Source organism: Aequorivita antarctica (assembly GCF_007997155.1).
Lineage (GTDB): Bacteria > Bacteroidota > Bacteroidia > Flavobacteriales > Flavobacteriaceae > Aequorivita > Aequorivita antarctica.
Map to the genome: position 1 here is coordinate 146,114 of NZ_VORT01000001.1, position 17,086 is coordinate 163,199.

Here is a 17,086-nt window from a genome sequence, read left to right on the forward strand (position 1 = left end):
ATTGATTTCAAAACAAATCTTCAAAAAGTTATAGTACATATTAACACCCTATAATCATCACCATTTTTATTTTAATAATTTAAAAAAAGGAAATGATGTATTAATATATGTTGATAACAATAAAAAAGGGAAAAGGGAGCCAGGACTATAGATACAATATTTTTAAAAATGTTTAATTTGACTAATAGTTTTATCTTGCTTCTTGTTTCTTGCTTCAAAATTTCAAACTATTTTCAAACTGGAAGGATAATCTAGATTTTTAATAATTTCCGCTGCTTGTTCAATATCGTCAATATGTACTTGAAGTCTAATACCACCAATAGTGTTGGGATAAAATGGAAAAACACTATTCATTACTTCATTCATAAAAATATATCGAATCTCTTCTTGATCAAACAAAAGCTGAAGCACTGCATATTCTGCAGAATAAGAAAAAACAGCGATGGTTTTAAAATGCTTCATTTTAGAATATTACTGAAATCAGAGACCCTTACTAAGGTACTAAATCTTTCCTAATGTAAACACGTCATTCCTTGAGAAGTAGTACTTTTACATTTATTACAAAATAAACTATGCCTAAACAAAAACGTAAAATTAAAAACAATAAAATTGAAAATCTTTCCCAAACTATATTAAACATTCTTCGGAAAGATCATTCACAAGCATTTAACTACAAACAAATTGCCGCAAAACTCCAACTGGACGATCCTAGCAGCAGAAACCAAATAGTAAAAAAACTAAAAGATCTGCAAGGAAAGGGCACTATTCAAGAAATTGAGCGTGGCAAATATATACTTACCCCTTCACAAAATTATTACACAGGAAGAGTAGATATAGCAGGCCGTGGCCAAGGTTATATTATTGTCGAGGATTTAGAAGAAGATATTTATGTGAAAAGCCAAAACTTAAACAAAGCCTTAAATGGCGATATTGTTGAAGTTTATGTTTTCAAACGCAAAAAAGGTGGTAAGACCGAAGGAGAAGTAACCAAGATTTTAGAGAGAAAAAGAACTGAGTTTGTAGGTACCATTCAAGTACAGGAAAACTTTGCATTTGTTGATGTTACCGATTATAAAATGTACACCGATATTTTTGTTCCTAAGAATAAAATAAACGGTGCAAAAAATGGAGAAAAAGTTTTGGTGGCTATGGAAGATTGGCCAGAAAAAGCTGATTCCCCCTTCGGAAGCGTTATAAAAGTTCTCGGAATGCCAGGTGAACACAATACGGAAATCCATTCCATTCTTGCACAATACGGGCTGCCGTATGAATTTCCAAAGGAAGTTGAAGATTACGCCAATAACATTGACACTTCAATACAAGCTTCTGAAATAAAAAAACGTCGCGATATGCGCGATGTGCTCACATTTACAATAGATCCAAAAGATGCAAAGGATTTTGACGATGCCCTTTCCTTTGAAAAATTAGACAACGGAAATTACGAAATAGGAATACATATTGCAGACGTTTCACATTATCTAACTCCAGGAAACGAACTGGATGATGAAGCTTACGAACGCGCAACATCAGTTTATTTAGTAGATAGAGTGGTACCCATGCTACCAGAAATTCTTTCAAACAACGCTTGTTCGCTTCGTCCGAATGAGGAAAAATATACTTTCTCTGCAGTATTCGAAATAAACCCAAAAGCAGAAATTGTAAAACAATGGTTTGGAAGAACTGTAACTTACAGTGATGCGCGTTTTGCTTATGAAGAAGCACAGCACATAATTGAAAATCCTACTGAAGAAATACATACAATTCCCTCAAATATTTCAATTACAGATACGGAATACACAGTTAAGCCAGAAATTGCTAAAGCTATATTAGAAATGGATCGATTAGCAAAAATATTACGTACAAAACGTATGCGAGCCGGTGCTATTTCATTTGATAAAGTGGAAGTGAAATTTATTCTCGATGAAAAAAGCAACCCAGAGGGTGTTTATTTCAAAGAAAGTAAAGATGCCAACAAACTGATTGAGGAATTCATGCTTTTAGCAAACAGAAGTGTGGCTGAATTCATAGGAAAACAAGAACCAAAAAAGACCTTTGTTTACCGTGTCCACGACGAACCGGATGATGAAAAAATAGCCGCTCTTGAAAATATAATCAAACGTTTCGGGTATAAACTGAACACTAAAGATCGTCATACTACCGCAACTTCAATGAACCAACTTTTAAAGGATGTTCACGGAAAAAAAGAACAGAATTTAATTGATACGCTGACCATACGCAGTATGAGCAAGGCAATGTACACCACTCATAACATTGGTCACTACGGTTTGGCTTTTGATTATTACACACATTTTACTTCGCCAATTCGTCGTTATCCAGATGTGATGGTACATCGCTTGTTGCAACACTATTTAGACAACGGAAAATCGGCCAAAGAGGAAGAATACGAAGAAAAATGTGGTCACAGCAGCGATATGGAAAATCTCGCCACCAATGCCGAACGCGATAGCATAAAATATATGCAGGTGAAGTATATGCAGGATCATCAGGATCAAGACTTTTTGGGTGTAATTTCTGGAGTAACCGAATGGGGAATTTATATAGAAATTATATCGAATAAATGTGAAGGAATGGTCCGTTTACAAGATTTGCAGGACGACCGTTACGAATTTGACAAAGATGAATATGCAGTAATTGGCCAGCGAACCAATAAAATTTACCGTCTTGGTGATGAAGTATACGTAAAAGTGAAAAATGCTGATTTAGTGAAGAAGCATTTAGACTTTACGATGCTGGGACACGGAAAAGATTTTTAAAATCTAAAAAGAAACCGATGAAAAAATTAATATTTATAAGTGTACTTTTTATAACCTCTTTTGCTTTTTCGCAAGAAGAAATAAAAACAGAAGTTGGTGATTTTAGTGAACTAAAGGTTTACGACCTTATAACCGTAAAACTTATTCCGTCTGATGAAAATAGGGTGGTTATTGCTGGTAAGAATACTGAATATGTAAAAACTATCAACGATAACGGCGTATTGAAAATACGGATGGAACTTGAAGAGCGTTTTGATGGCAATGCTACTACTGTGACCGTTTTCTTTAAAAACATTGCTATTATTGACGCCAATGAAGGATCAAAAATATATTCAGAAACTGAAATAAGAATAGCTTCTTTAGAACTAAAAACTCAAGAGGGAGGAAAAATTGACATTGCTGTAGCTACAGAAAATCTAAATATTAAATCGGTTTCTGGTGGTGTTATTGAAGTAAAAGGAACTACCCAAAGACAAGACATCAACATAAATTCAGGCGGTGTTTATGAAGCTAAAGAACTTATTTCAAAGGAAACCTATGTTACCGTAACTGCTGGGGGATCTGCAACTGTTTTCGCTACAGACATAGTGGATGCAAAAGTTACTGCAGGTGGGTATATTACAGTTTATGGAAATCCGAATGAGGTAAAAAAGAAAAAACTTGCTGGCGGAAAAATTGAAATAGTAAAAGGTAAAAATTAAAATTTTACTGTAATTGGGTAAAAGTAATTTGTATTTTTACCCTACTATGTTTGACGGTTTACTCTACGCTGCATTTTACGGATTTTTATTGGCATTTGCCGTCGGCCCTGTGTTTTTTACATTGATTGAGACAGCGATTACTAAAGGAATTAAGGCAGCAATATTTTTCGATCTTGGCGCACTCGTTGCAGATATAATTTTCATATTTATAGCCTTTTTCAGTACAAGTAGAATATTAGAAAAAGTGAAGCACGATCCAGGCCTTCTCATCTTTGGAGGTGCCATTTTGATAGCTTATGGAATAATTTCATACATCCGCACCAACAAATCTATTTTTAAAATTGTTCGCGAACACTATGCTGTAAACGTGAAAAAAAACCTCGGTGGATTATTTCTGAAAGGCTTCCTCTTGAATTTTGTGAACTTCGGTGTTTTGGCAGGTTGGATAGGAACTTTGATTATGGCAAATGCCCTTACCACTTCAGAAAATGGTGTACTTCTTTTTATTGCCACTGTATTGGCAACCTTCTTTCTCACAGACCTTTTAAAAATGCTTTTGGCAAAAAGGCTAAAAAACAAAATGACCCCGCGTTTCATTTTTAAAACAAAAAAATGGGTCAGTATTTTAATTTTGGGCTTTGGAATTTTACTGCTTATCCAAGGTGTTTTCCCAAAAGGAGTAGAAGCGGGTCTTGAAAAAATTCCTGGGCAGCAACATCCTTTAGAAAAACCAATTCCTCCAGTTGAAGAACCGCAATAAAAAAACCCCAACGATACGTTGAGGTTTTTTTGAGGTATCGAGCGGATTCGAACCGCTGTAGCAGCTTTTGCAGAGCTGAGCCTAGCCACTCGGCCACGATACCCTATTAAGCTTGCAAATGTAAAAAAATTAAACTTAAAATTCCTACTTAAAAAACAAATTACCGTTTCATCTTCATAGTTACACTTACTTCCGCTACATCTCCGCCAATAGGGGGATTTCGTTTTGCAACGGTAACTTTCACTTCGTTAACCAGTTCCACCTTCTCCAAAACAGATTCCATTATTCGTTTTGCCACATGTTCCAAAAGTTTGGCACGCTCCGCCATTTCTTTCCGAACAATTTTTTGCAACAAAACATAATCCACAGTATCTGCTAATTCATCACTATAGGAAGCCTTTTTTAAATCAGCCTTCACCGAAAGATTCACTATATAGTCAGAGCCTATTTGTCCTTCTTCAATCAAACACCCGTGAAAGGCGTAAATCTTTATGTTTTTTAAACGAATGGTTCCCATGTAATTAGTTTTCGCAAAGATACTTTTTTATGTTATTTGGTTACCTTTGTACCTCTTAAATACAAAGCATTATTTACAAGACGCAATACGTCTTTAACCTAAAGAATATGACAAACGAAGCCGCGCCGCTGAATTTTATTGAACACATAATTGAAGAAGATCTTACTAAAGGATATAAAAAGGAACAATTGTGCTTTCGTTTCCCGCCTGAGCCCAACGGGTATCTTCATATTGGCCATGCGTCTTCAATATGTTTGAATTTTGGTTTGGGTGAGCGGTACAATGCCCCTGTAAACCTTCGTTTTGACGATACCAATCCAGCAAAAGAGGAACAAGAATTTGTCGATGCCATTAAAAAGGATATTTCTTGGTTGGGCTATGAGTGGGCAACAGAATGTTATGCTTCCGATTATTTTCCGCAGTTATATGAATGGGCGGTTAAAATGGTTAAGGAAGGAAAGGCATACGTAGATTCCCAAACCTCTGAAACGATTGCAGAACAAAAAGGAACGCCAAACACACCTGGAAAACCGAGCCCTTTTAGAAATCGTTCTGTTGAGGAAAACTTGGATTTGTTGGAGAAAATGAAAAATGGCGAAACCAAAGAAGGTGAACATGTACTTCGCGCTAAAATAAATATGGAATCGCCAAATATGTTAATGCGCGATCCTGTTATGTACCGAACCATTAATAAACACCACCACCGCACAGGGACTGATTGGAAAATCTTCCCGATGTACGATTGGACCCATGGCGAAAGCGATTATATAGAACAAGTATCGCATTCTTTCTGTACGCTGGAATTCCTGCCCCACAGAGAGCTTTACGATTGGTTTTTGGACCAAGTGTATGATTCTAAAAGATTACGCCCCAAACAGCGCGAATTCGCCCGTAGAAACTTAAGCCATACCGTTGTTAGCAAACGAAAACTTGCACAGCTGGTTAGTAGCGGCCTTGTTACTGGCTGGGACGATCCACGAATGCCCACAATTTCCGGTCTACGCCGAAGAGGTTACACACCAGATTCTATCAAAAACTTTGCAAATAGCATTGGTGTTGGAAAACGTGAAAATTTGATAGATGTCTCACATTTAGAATTTAATGTCCGAGAAGATCTCAACAAAATAGCACCAAGAATCATGGTGGTTTTAGATCCTGTGAAGTTGATAATAGATAATTATCCAGAGGGTAAAACCGAAATGCTAGAGGCTGAAAACAATCAAGAAGACGAAAGTGCCGGAAACCGCGAAGTACCTTTTTCAAAAGAATTGTGGATTGAAAGAGAAGATTTCTTGGAAGAAGCAAACCGTAAATTTTTCAGATTAACTCTCGGTAAAGAGGTTCGCTTGAAGAATGCTTACATCATTAAAGGTGAAAGCGTAGTAAAGGATTCCGAGGGAAATATTACTGAAATTCATTGCACATACGATCCTGACAGCAAAAGTGGAAGTGATTCTGAAGCTTCTCTTCGAAAAGTAAAGGGAACACTTCATTGGGTTTCTGCTGCACACGCAATTCCTGTTGAAGTTCGTCTTTACGATCGTCTTTTCACAGAAGCTTCGCCAGATACCAATAAAGAAAAGGACTTTATGGAATTCATAAATCCAGATTCATTACAAGTAATAACGGGCTATGCCGAACCAAGCGTGAAAGATTCTAAAGTTGAAGACAAGTTTCAGTTTCAGCGTTTGGGTTATTTCGTTGTTGATAGAGATTCTACTTCAGAAAAAATTGTTTTCAATCGCACCGTTGCGTTGCGTGACTCTTGGACCAAATTGACAGAATAATTAACAATTATTACAAGAAATATTTGTTTTTTTAAGAAAAATTGGCAATAATCACCATCATTTAAGACAAATTTAAGAATTGAAAATTAACTATTAACCGGTTGTTAACAGCAAAGCGAAAATGCAATACTTACCTTTGATATTATTAACTAATAAAACATAGAATAATGGCATCAAATACAGGTCAAACACTCATCGCATTATTAACTGGAGCAGCTATTGGAGCTGGATTAGGAATACTTTATGCGCCAGACAAAGGTTCAAAAACTAGAGATAAGCTTAGCAAAGAAGCTCAGAAAGCTCAGAAAAAATTGAATAAACAAATTCAAGAAACTAGCCATACACTCAGCGAAAAAGCACAACAGGCTAAGTATAGCTTTGAACAAAAATTGAACGAAACACTATCTTCTGCAAGCTACAAAGCAGATGATATATTGTTGGCAATGGAGGATAAGTTGGAAGCATTGCGAAGACAAAACGCAAAACTTCAAATGGATTCCAAACTTGACAAAGCAAAAGCAACAGCTAAAAAAGTAACAGCATAATATGGCATTTAAAGGCCTCAAGGACAGCCTGCACAAGGTTACAGACAGAATTGAAGATTATAGTTTGAGCATGGCGGAGTATTACAAACTCCGCCTGTTTAAAACTACAATGAAAGGAGCTATATCTCTTGTAAATCTATTAGTTTATGGTAGTCTCTCTCTCTTTGTACTGCTTTTTATTTCCCTTGGCGCCGCATTTTGGTTGGCTACTTTTTTCGAAAACGTTTACGTTGGCTTTTTGTTGATTGGCGTTTTCTACGGAATAATACTGATTTTCATGTTTATCTTCGGAAGAAAAATTATAGAGCAAAAAATGCTTCATAAATTTTCTACATTGTTATACGATGAAGATGACTTGGAACCAAAAGTTTTGGCAGAGCAAGAATTAAAGGAATATGAAGAAACACTCCAAGAGAAAGCAGTGCGAAAATCAAATATTTCAAAATAGTATTTATGAAGCGATACAGTACTTTTGACGAAATTGATAGGGATTTAAAATACCTTCGCCTAAAATCGCAGATTGATATGGAAGAAATGAAGCTAGGTTTGCAAGAAACCAAGGAAACCATCAATGAAACCTTTTCTCCTATAAACTTGATTGCGAGTACGGTCGGTTCTATATTACAAAAAGCTTTCGTTTTAAAGGTTGTGGATAAACTAATAGGCATAAAAACAGTGAAGAAGAAAGATTACGAAGATGATTAGTATCTTTAATTGTTGCTAATCTTTGATTGATTGATAAAAAAAGCCCTTCTAGAAATAGAAGGGCTTTGTTGTTATATTAAATCGGAATTAATAATTCAAGTCATCCCCTTCCTCAGCACGTGGCGGAGCTTGGCGTTTCGGCTTCTTTTTGGAGACAATACCTCTTTCAATATTTTCTTTTTTCATTTGTTCACCAATCTGGTTGCTGGCCACGAAACTCGCTATCATATTGTTCAGCATATCACTCCCCGCTTGAGGTGAGTTTGGCAACAAGATAAGATTAGTATTAGTAGCTTCCCCAATGCTCTGTAAGGTATCATAATGCTGCGTTACCACAATAAGCGCTGATGCTTCTTGTGAATTGATACCCACATTATTGAGCACATCCACACTTTCTTCCAAACCTCTCGCAATTTCGCGACGCTGGTCTGCAATACCTTGTCCCTGCAAACGCTTGCTTTCTGCTTCTGCGCGCGCCTTGGCAACAATTTTTATACGTTCTGCTTCCGCCTCAAATTCGGCAGCTACCTTTTCACGTTCGGCTGCATTAATTCTATTCATTGCTTCCTTAACTTGTACGTCTGGATCAATGTCTGTAACGAGCGTTTTAATAATGTCGTAACCATAAGTGCTCATGGCTTCGTTCAATTCCGATTTTACTGCTATTGCAACATCGTCTTTTCTTTCAAAAACATCGTCGAGTTTCATTTTTGGTACTTCGGCGCGAACTACGTCAAAAACATATGAAGTTACTTGATCATGAGGGTTTTGAAGCTTATAAAAAGCGTCATAAACCTTCTGTTCCAAAACCTGAAACTGTACCGAAATTTTCAATCGAACAAAAACGTCATCTTTGGTTTTTGTTTCAACAATTACATCTAACTGCTGTATTTTCAAGTTAATGCGTCCAGCAATTCGATCGACTAAAGGAATTTTTAATTGCAATCCAGAATGCCTTATACTATGAAATTTTCCGAAGCGTTCTACAACTGCGGCAGTTTGTTGTTTTACTGTAAAAAAGCCTGCCAATAGAATAAAAAAGCCAACAACCAGCAGCGGTATAAAAATAAACCCACCCATAATTTTTAAATATTAATGATTAAACGTTGTGGAAGATACAAAAAATAAAACCTATTTTCACGCCTTCAAAATATCCCCAACGATGAATTTTAAACGATTGATTTTTGCTACCTTTTGTCTTTTCTTTTTTCAGCAAACCTTTGCACAGCGCAACTATGGAGGTTATAATTTTCTAGGAATTCAAGGCGGAATAACTTTTTTCGACATTCAAACCGATGATTTTGTAACCCAGCAAAAAGAAGGCTTTATAGCTGGTTTTACAACGCGTGGCGCTTTCAGAAATGATTTTGATTTGGTTTATGGAATAAGTTTTCAAAGCGCATCGGTGGGGGTGGAAGGAAGTGATCTTTTGGGAACCGATACCCAAAATATTGGCTATACCATTCAAGGGGCCCAGATCAATTTCTTGGGAAGTTATAACATTATAGTTAAACATTTAAGTGTTGAGTTCGGTCCAGTTTTCAATATTAGTGGAAAAATGAAACTCGATAGGGAGGAATATGAAGACTATATTTTAACGGGCTATAACACACTAACCGCAAAGGATATTCAGGATATTTCCAGATTCAACGTGCGGCTTGCTGCCGGCCTTACTGCTGGCTTGGAGCACTTTCGTATAGGCGCACAATACCAATACGGTGTTACAAATATGTTGGGTACATTGAATGGAAATGATTTGGAAAAGGATGACTTTAAAGGCAATAGCTCCACAATTATTGTATCTGGAGTAATTTACTTTTAACCCATAAAATCAATCGCTTTTTCAATGCGGGAAATGCTTTCTTCTTTTCCTAAAATTGAAAGAATATCAAAAACATCTGGACCTTTCATTTCACCAACCAAAGCCAAACGCAGTGGCATCATTACTTTTCCAAAACCTATATTTTCTGAAGTGATCCATCCTTTTACTTTTTCCGAAAGTTTTTCTACTGAAAAGTCTTCGGAAGTATTTAAGATAGAAACTACTTGTTGCAATAATTCCGGAGTTTCAGGTTTAAATGCTTTTTCCGCAGCTTTTGCATCGTAATTTTCAGGAGCTTCAAAAAAGAAACTTCCCTGTTCCCAAAGGTCGCTGACGAAGGTTGCGCGTTCTTTTAAAAGCGAAACAATCTTTGTCACATCCAGAGCAGTCGAGATGTCTTTTTGTTTTAAGAATTTTGAAAACTGAGAAGCTAATTCAGCATCATCAACCGTTTGAATATATTGGTGCTGAAACCATTTTGTTTTTTCGGGATCAAATTTTGCGCCAGCTTTATGGACGCGTTCTAAATCAAAAGATTCAACCAATTCCTCTAAACTAAAAATTTCCTGCTCCGTTCCTGGGTTCCAGCCTAAAAAAGCCAACATATTTATAACGGCTTCGGGTAGATAGCCATCTTCTCGGTAGCCAGAAAACAAGTCACCTTCGGCAGTTTTCCACTCTAAAGGAAATACTGGAAAACCCATTTTGTCGCCATCGCGTTTGCTGAGTTTTCCGTTACCAGTAGGCTTTAAAATTAGGGGTAAATGTGCGAACTGTGGAGCATTCCAGCCAAAAGCGCGATACAACAAAACGTGTAACGCTAAAGATGGCAACCATTCCTCGCCACGAATAACATGGGTTATTTTCATTAAATGGTCGTCCACAATATTTGCCAAATGGTAGGTTGGCATTCCGTCGCTTTTAAACAAAACTTTATCGTCTAGAACATTGGTTTCTACCTGCATTCCGCCACGGATAATATCGTTTAAATATAGCGTTTCATCTTCAGGCGATTTAAAGCGGATAACATATTCTTCGCCTTTGGCTATTTTTTGTTGGGTTTCTTCCGCAGAAATAACCAATGAATTTTTCAGTTTTAAACGGTTGTGCCAATTGTATATAAAAGTTTTTCCTTTTGCTTCGTGGTCTTTTCGGTGCGCGTCAAGTTCTTCAGCAGTATCAAAAGCGAAATAAGCGTTTCCGGATTCAATTAATGTATCTGCATATTGTTTATAGAGCTCTTTTCTTTCGCTTTGGCGGTATGGGCCACAGTCTTTTTCTTTTCCAGGACCCTCGTCATAAGGAATGTTCAACCAATTTAAAGCTTCAATAATATACGCCTCTGCACCTTCCACATAACGGTTTTGGTCGGTATCTTCTATTCGCAATAGAAAATCACCACCGTGTTTTTTTGCGAATAAATAATTGAACAAAGCAGTGCGAACACCACCAATATGTAAAGGCCCTGTTGGACTTGGGGCAAAACGAACCCGAACTTTTTGAGACATAATCTGTATTCTTTTTATGAAGGCGCAAAGGTACAATTCTGTTGTGGCATTTTAAAGTTATTCCACGGCGCTGTTTTTTCTTTTTTTGGAGCAATCTTTGCTGCGTGCTCAGCACAAAATATTATTGTATTTTAGAAGTTTGCTACAAAGAGGAATAGAATTATGAGCACTTTCAACATCATCCAGCAAAAACTGGAGGAATTTATAAAGAAATACTACACCAATGAGCTTATAAAAGGAGCTATCCTTTTTTTCGCCATTGGGCTGCTGTATTTGTTGATAACATTGCTCGTAGAGTACTTTCTATGGCTTAATCCACTAGGAAGACGCTTACTGTTTTGGGCGTTTGTAATTGTTGAAGTAGGTTTATTTGTTCGGTTTATTGCCTTTCCACTTGCAAAACTTTTCAAACTTCAAAAGGGGATAGATTACGAAGAAGCTTCAAAAATAATTGGGAACCATTTTCCACAGGTTAGTGATAAGTTGTTGAATGTTATTCAACTGAACCAAAATCAACGCGAAAGTGAATTGCTTGCCGCTAGCATCGACCAAAAAGCAACAGAGCTGCAACCTGTTCCCTTCAAAAGTGCTGTAAATTTTAAAAAGAATGCCAAATATTTAAAATACGCAGCTATTCCTGTTTTGGTGTTTGTACTGTTTAGTGTTTTAGGTGGAATGGATATTTTTTCAAGTAGCTACAAACGCGTGGTGCATTACGACACGGCTTTTGAACCGCCCGCACCCTTCGCTTTCATTGTGATGAATGAGGATTTGAACGCTATTGAAAACAAACCTTTCATTTTAAAAGTCCGTGCGCAGGGAACTGCGATTCCCGAAAATGCCAGCATCAATTACAGTGGTGAAACTTATTATATGCAGCAGACCGCTCCTGGTTTGTTTGAATATACTTTTCAACAACCTTTGGAATCCATTGATTTCAACCTAAAGGCTAATAAAGTTACTTCACGAGAATATATGTTGGATGTTGTAAAAACACCATCGCTGCTTAATTTCGAAATGGTTTTGAATTATCCTTCCTATACCGGAAAGAGAGATGAAACCTTGAAAAGCACAGGAAACGCAACTATCCCTGAAGGAACTCGCGTTAAATGGAACGTGGCAACAAAAAACACAAATGCAGTTGCCTTAAAAACTTCTGATACAACTTTTTCTTTTAAAGCCAAAGGTGAAAACTTCAATTTTGAAAAAGGTGTCTATAATAAGCTGGATTATGCGATAACCACCTCCAATGAAAAACTGAAGGATTATGAAAACCTTGCATTTACATTGAACGTAGTGAAAGACCAGTTCCCTGAAATAGATGTCCAGTCAAAACAGGATAGTACAAACGGTCAGCGGTTTTTCTTTTTAGGGCAGATTTCAGATGATTACGGGCTTACAAAATTGAGATTGGTCTATTTTCCCGAAGGTGATGAAAAGCAAGCTAAAATGCAGGCTTTACCACTAAACAAAACCAATTTTGATCAATTTACCTACACTTTTCCGGGTAATCTTTCTTTGGAAGAAGGTGTTTCGTATGAATACTATTTTGAGGTTTTTGATAACGATGCCATTCACAATTTTAAATCTTCAAAATCGGGGATCTATTCCTTTAGAAAACTTACAAAGGATGAATTGGAAGATGAGCAACTTCAAAACCAGCAAAACGCCATAAAAGGATTGGATAAATCTTTAGAAGATTTAAAGGACAGAAAGCAAACGCTGGAAGAACTTTCACGAACCCAAAAGGAAAAGAACGAACTTAATTACAAAGACAAAAAGAAACTTGAAAACTTCATTCAACGTCAGCAAAAGCAGGAGGAAATGATGAAGAATTTTTCAAAGGAAATGAAAGAAGAACTTGAGAATTTTCAACCAGAAAACATAGAAAAAGATCCATTTAAAGAAGAACTTAAAAAACGCTTGGACGAAAATGAGGAAAGGTTGAAGGAGAATGAAAAATTGTTGGATGAACTTGAAAAATTACAAGATAAAATCCAAAAAGAGGAACTGACCGACAAACTTGAAAAACTTTCAAAACAGAACAAGAACCAAGAAAAGAACTTGGAACAGTTATTAGAGTTGACCAAAAGATATTACGTAGAAAAGAAAGCCGAAAAACTTGCTGAGGAGCTATACGAATTGGGAGAGGAACAAGAAAAACTTGCAGACGAATCTGAAGACGAAAATACTAAAGAAGCCCAAGAGGAACTAAACGAAAAGTTTGAAGAGTACAAAAAGCAGATGGACGAACTCCAAAAGGAAAACGAAGGTTTAAAAAAACCTATGGATATTCCGGAAGATAAACCCACCGAGCAACAGATTGATGAAGAACAGCAAAAGGCCACAGATAAACTTGAAGAACAAAAACCTAGCGAGGCTGGGAAAAATCAAAAAAAGGCTGGTCAAAAGATGAAGCAGATGAGCAAAAGCATGAAAATGCAGATGCAGTCTGGACAGATGGAAACCATAGAAGAGGACGTGAAAATGCTTCGTCAGATTGTAGATAACTTGGTTGTTTTTTCATTTCAACAAGAGGATTTGATGGAGACTTTCAAAAAAATTGAATATGGCAATCCTGTTTTCGGAAAGAAACTGAACATTCAAAACGACCTTAAAACAAATTTTGAGCATATAGACGACAGTATATTTGCACTATCGCTCCGCCAACCAATGATTGGATCACAAATAAATACCTCTCTAACTGAAATTCAATATAATATTGATAAATCATTGGAACGATTGGCTCAGAATGAAACAAGGCAAGGTATTGGTAATCAACAATATACGATTACAGGAGCAAATGATTTAGCAGTATTGTTGAGTGATATTTTGAGCAATATGCAAATGTCTATGGCTATGGCTATGGGTTCTGGATCTGGAAAGGGTAAGCCAATGCCTGGCTCAGGTGAAGGTGAATTCCAATTACCTGATATTATTGAGAAGCAAGAGGGCCTAGGCGAAAAAATGAAAGAAGGAATGAAGAAAGGAAAGAAAGGCAAAAAAGGGGAGGGTGAAGGAAAAGGAGAAGGAGAAGGTGATGGAAGTGGTGATGGAAATGGACAAAATGGTGAGAACGGAAGGGATGGCCAGAATGGAAATGAAAAAGGAGGAGATAAAGAAGGTAATGGCAGTAGTGAAGATATAAACGGTGAGATTTTCGAAATATACAAACAACAGCAAGAATTGAGAAACCAACTTCAGGATAGATTGAGCAAAGAAGGATTAAATGGAAATGGCGGAAATTTATTAAAGAAAATGGAAGGTATAGAGCAGCAGTTATTGGATAAAGGCTTTAATCAAAATACACTTCAGCAAATGCTCAACCTTAAATACGAGTTATTAAAATTAGATAAGGCCGATCTTGAACAAGGGCAGGAAACCCGAAGGGAATCACAAACAAATAAAAAGGATTTTCAGAATAAAACCCAGCTTTCCCCAGAGGACATAAAAAAATACTTCAACACTACTGAAATTTTAAATCGCGAGGCCTTACCTTTGCGCCAAGATTACAAAAACAAGGTTCAGGAATATTTTAAAGAGAGCAATGATTGAGTTTAATTTTGAGACGGATTTTGAATTAAATAACGTAGCAGAACTACAAAAATGGATTTCAGAAATCATAATTTCCGAAGGATATGAAGTTGGTGAAGTACTATATGTTTTTTGTGATGATGAATATTTGTACAAACTGAATGTTGAATTTCTGAACCACGATACATTAACTGATATAATTAGTTTTGATTACAAAGTTGGAAAACAAGTGAACGGCGAAATTTATATTTCCATTGAACGCGTTGCTGAGAATGCCAATGATTTCAAAACAAATTTTGAAGATGAATTACACCGAGTAATGATTCATGGCATCCTTCACTTTTGTGGCTATACAGATAAAAGTGATTCAGAGGAAAATGCAATGCGAGAAAAGGAAGACGAATCGCTTGATAGGCTCTCTATTCATTAGTTTAATTTTCACCAACTTAATTGCTTTAAAATTAGTTATTTATTGTAATTTCGCACCCCTTAAAAAAAATTAAAAACACAAATGTTCCACGTGGAACAATTAATATAATTTATGTTTCCAAAAGAGTATGATGTAATTGTAGTTGGAGCTGGTCACGCAGGTTCTGAAGCGGCTGCGGCAGCTGCGAACCTAGGGTCAAAAACCTTATTGGTTACAATGAATTTGCAAACAATTGCCCAAATGAGCTGTAATCCCGCGATGGGAGGAATTGCCAAAGGACAAATAGTTCGAGAGATTGATGCAATAGGCGGATATAGCGGAATTGTTTCAGACAAAACAGCAATTCAGTTTAAAATGCTCAATAAATCTAAGGGTCCTGCCATGTGGAGCCCAAGAGTTCAAAGTGACCGAATGCGTTTTGCAGAAACTTGGAGATTGAAACTTGAGCAAACTCCGAACCTTGATTTTTATCAGGAAATGATTTCTGGCATTATCGTTGAAAACGGAAGGATAATTGGCGTAAGAACTTCACTTGGTTTGGAGATAAAAGGAAAAAGTGTAGTGCTTACAAATGGCACTTTTTTAAATGGGTTGATACATATTGGCGATAAGCAATTTGGAGGTGGACGTGCTGGTGAAAAAGCTTCAACAGGAATAACCAAAGATTTAATTGATTTAGGTTTTGAGGCAGGTAGAATGAAGACCGGAACACCCCCAAGAGTTGATGGACGTTCTTTGGATTTTTCAAAAATGGTTGAACAACCGGGAGATGAAATTCCAGAGAAGTTTTCATATTCTGATGAAACCAAACCTTTAAAGCAACAACGGTCTTGCCATATGAGCTATACCAGTTTGGAGGTTCACGATATTTTACGAGAAGGTTTTGACAGATCGCCAATGTTTAATGGTTCTATTAAAAGTATAGGTCCAAGATATTGCCCATCCATAGAAGACAAAATAAACCGTTTCGCAGATAAGGATAGACACCAGCTTTTTGTAGAACCGGAGGGATGGGATACTGTAGAGTATTACATCAATGGTTTTTCAACTTCTTTGCCTGAAGATATTCAGTTTAAAGCATTGCGCCAAGTTGCAGGTTTTGAAAACGTAAAATTTTTCCGTCCTGGTTATGCTATTGAATACGATTATTTTCCACCAACACAATTGAGGCATACTTTGGAAACCAAGTTGGTTTCAGGTCTCTATTTTGCAGGACAGATAAATGGGACAACTGGTTATGAAGAGGCAGCTTCACAAGGATTGATGGCAGGTATTAATGCACATTTAAAAGTTCATGAGAAGGAATCATTTATTCTCCAAAGAAATGAAGCGTATATAGGTGTTTTGATTGATGACCTAATCACAAAAGGAACAGAAGAACCCTACCGAATGTTTACTTCCCGCGCAGAATATAGAACCCTGTTGCGTCAAGACAATGCGGATTTTCGTTTGACTCCGAAATCTCACGCAATTGGTTTGGCTGGAGATGTACGTATGCGAAAAATGGAACTTAAAAGAAATAAGTCTGAAGCCTTCGTTACTTTTTTTAAAGAAACTAGCGCAGCTCCAGAGGAGATTAATCCAATATTTTCAGCACGTGAATCTGCCTTGGTAGAACAAAGCGACAAAATGTTTAAATTCTTTTCACGGCCTGAAGTGACGATGGAGGATATGAAAAATATTTCTTCCGTAAAAAATTATATAGAAGTAAACAACTTGGATACTGAAATGATTGAGCAAGCCGAAATCCAAGTTAAATATTCAGGCTATATTGAAAAGGAAAAGAACAATGCTGACAAATTAGATAGGCTAGAAGGTTTAAAAATTCCAGCTTCTTTTGATTATTCAAAATTGAAATCACTTTCTTATGAAGCACGTGAAAAGCTCACAAAAATTAAACCTGCGACCATTTCACAAGCATCAAGAATAAGTGGTGTTTCTCCTAACGATGTTTCGGTACTCTTGGTGTATATGGGACGTTAACGTCATTGTTTCACGTGGAA

General features: G+C 36.7%; 15 protein-coding genes and 1 tRNA gene. 11 read left to right on the forward strand and 5 right to left on the reverse strand.

Annotated features, from left to right (window positions below; genetic code table 11):
- Positions 1-222: 222 nt before the first annotated feature.
- On the reverse strand, positions 223-462 hold the full coding sequence (locus ESU54_RS00685; protein ID WP_111843034.1) for a putative signal transducing protein: 240 nt from the start codon (positions 460-462) through the stop codon (positions 223-225).
- A 110-nt stretch (positions 463-572) separates the two neighbouring features.
- On the opposite strand from ESU54_RS00685, the gene rnr reads away from it, so the two are divergent.
- The 3 genes from rnr to ESU54_RS00700 are packed head-to-tail and all read left to right on the forward strand — an operon-like array spanning position 573 to position 4,235.
- Positions 573-2,774, forward strand: coding sequence for a ribonuclease R (rnr, locus tag ESU54_RS00690; RefSeq protein ID WP_111843033.1), 2,202 nt, complete (start codon positions 573-575; stop codon positions 2,772-2,774).
- Positions 2,775-2,791: 17 nt separating this feature from the next.
- Positions 2,792-3,475 carry a head GIN domain-containing protein gene (locus ESU54_RS00695; protein WP_111843032.1) on the forward strand — a complete coding sequence of 228 codons (684 nt, stop codon included), beginning with the start codon at positions 2,792-2,794 and terminating at the stop codon, positions 3,473-3,475.
- A gap of 13 nt (positions 3,476-3,488) precedes the next feature.
- The gene (locus ESU54_RS00700) at positions 3,489-4,235 is read left to right on the forward strand and encodes a LysE family translocator (protein ID WP_317046603.1); all 747 of its coding nucleotides are present in this window, start codon (positions 3,489-3,491) and stop codon (positions 4,233-4,235) included.
- A gap of 32 nt (positions 4,236-4,267) precedes the next feature.
- Here the strand turns inward: ESU54_RS00700 and ESU54_RS00705 are convergent.
- Together ESU54_RS00705 and folB are read right to left on the reverse strand one after the other, a co-directional pair.
- Positions 4,268-4,338 (reverse strand) — tRNA-Cys (locus ESU54_RS00705).
- 57 nt (positions 4,339-4,395) lie between these two features.
- Entirely contained in the window at positions 4,396-4,752 is a 357-nt protein-coding gene (gene folB, locus ESU54_RS00710; RefSeq protein WP_111843030.1) for a dihydroneopterin aldolase, read from the reverse strand.
- Positions 4,753-4,859: 107 nt separating this feature from the next.
- Between folB and ESU54_RS00715 the strand changes: the two genes are divergently transcribed.
- From ESU54_RS00715 to ESU54_RS00730, 4 genes are all read left to right on the forward strand, one after another.
- Entirely contained in the window at positions 4,860-6,539 is a 1,680-nt protein-coding gene (locus tag ESU54_RS00715) for a glutamine--tRNA ligase/YqeY domain fusion protein (RefSeq protein WP_111843029.1), read from the forward strand.
- A gap of 167 nt (positions 6,540-6,706) precedes the next feature.
- Positions 6,707-7,084, forward strand: coding sequence for a YtxH domain-containing protein (locus ESU54_RS00720; protein ID WP_111843028.1), 378 nt, complete (start codon positions 6,707-6,709; stop codon positions 7,082-7,084).
- A gap of 1 nt (position 7,085) precedes the next feature.
- Positions 7,086-7,532, forward strand: coding sequence for a phage holin family protein (locus ESU54_RS00725; protein ID WP_111843027.1), 447 nt, complete (start codon positions 7,086-7,088; stop codon positions 7,530-7,532).
- Positions 7,533-7,537: 5 nt separating this feature from the next.
- On the forward strand, positions 7,538-7,789 hold the full coding sequence (locus tag ESU54_RS00730) for a DUF6327 family protein (RefSeq protein ID WP_111843026.1): 252 nt from the start codon (positions 7,538-7,540) through the stop codon (positions 7,787-7,789).
- An 87-nt stretch (positions 7,790-7,876) separates the two neighbouring features.
- Here the strand turns inward: ESU54_RS00730 and ESU54_RS00735 are convergent, their stop codons facing one another.
- A complete protein-coding gene (locus ESU54_RS00735) occupies positions 7,877-8,869 on the reverse strand; it encodes an SPFH domain-containing protein (protein ID WP_111843025.1) in 993 nt (330 codons plus the stop codon).
- A 28-nt stretch (positions 8,870-8,897) separates the two neighbouring features.
- Between ESU54_RS00735 and ESU54_RS00740 the strand changes: the two genes are divergently transcribed.
- Positions 8,898-9,611, forward strand: coding sequence for a hypothetical protein (locus tag ESU54_RS00740; protein WP_111843024.1), 714 nt, complete (start codon positions 8,898-8,900; stop codon positions 9,609-9,611).
- On the opposite strand, the gene gltX is transcribed toward ESU54_RS00740, so the two are convergent.
- Entirely contained in the window at positions 9,608-11,119 is a 1,512-nt protein-coding gene (gene gltX / locus ESU54_RS00745) for a glutamate--tRNA ligase (protein ID WP_111843023.1), read from the reverse strand. The two genes, ESU54_RS00740 and gltX, sit on opposite strands and share 4 nt — an antisense overlap.
- Before the next feature lie 162 nt (positions 11,120-11,281).
- Between gltX and ESU54_RS00750 the strand changes: the two genes are divergently transcribed.
- From ESU54_RS00750 to mnmG, 3 genes are all read left to right on the forward strand, one after another.
- On the forward strand, positions 11,282-14,674 hold the full coding sequence (locus ESU54_RS00750; RefSeq protein ID WP_111843022.1) for a DUF4175 family protein: 3,393 nt from the start codon (positions 11,282-11,284) through the stop codon (positions 14,672-14,674).
- Positions 14,667-15,083: an rRNA maturation RNase YbeY gene (gene ybeY, locus ESU54_RS00755; RefSeq protein WP_111843021.1), complete on the forward strand. Its 417-nt coding sequence runs from the start codon at positions 14,667-14,669 to the stop codon at positions 15,081-15,083. The genes ESU54_RS00750 and ybeY overlap by 8 nt, the downstream gene beginning before the upstream one ends.
- A gap of 111 nt (positions 15,084-15,194) precedes the next feature.
- Positions 15,195-17,066 (forward strand): tRNA uridine-5-carboxymethylaminomethyl(34) synthesis enzyme MnmG, encoded by a 1,872-nt coding sequence (gene mnmG, locus ESU54_RS00760; protein WP_111843020.1) that lies wholly within the window; start codon positions 15,195-15,197, stop codon positions 17,064-17,066.
- Positions 17,067-17,086 lie beyond the last annotated feature (20 nt).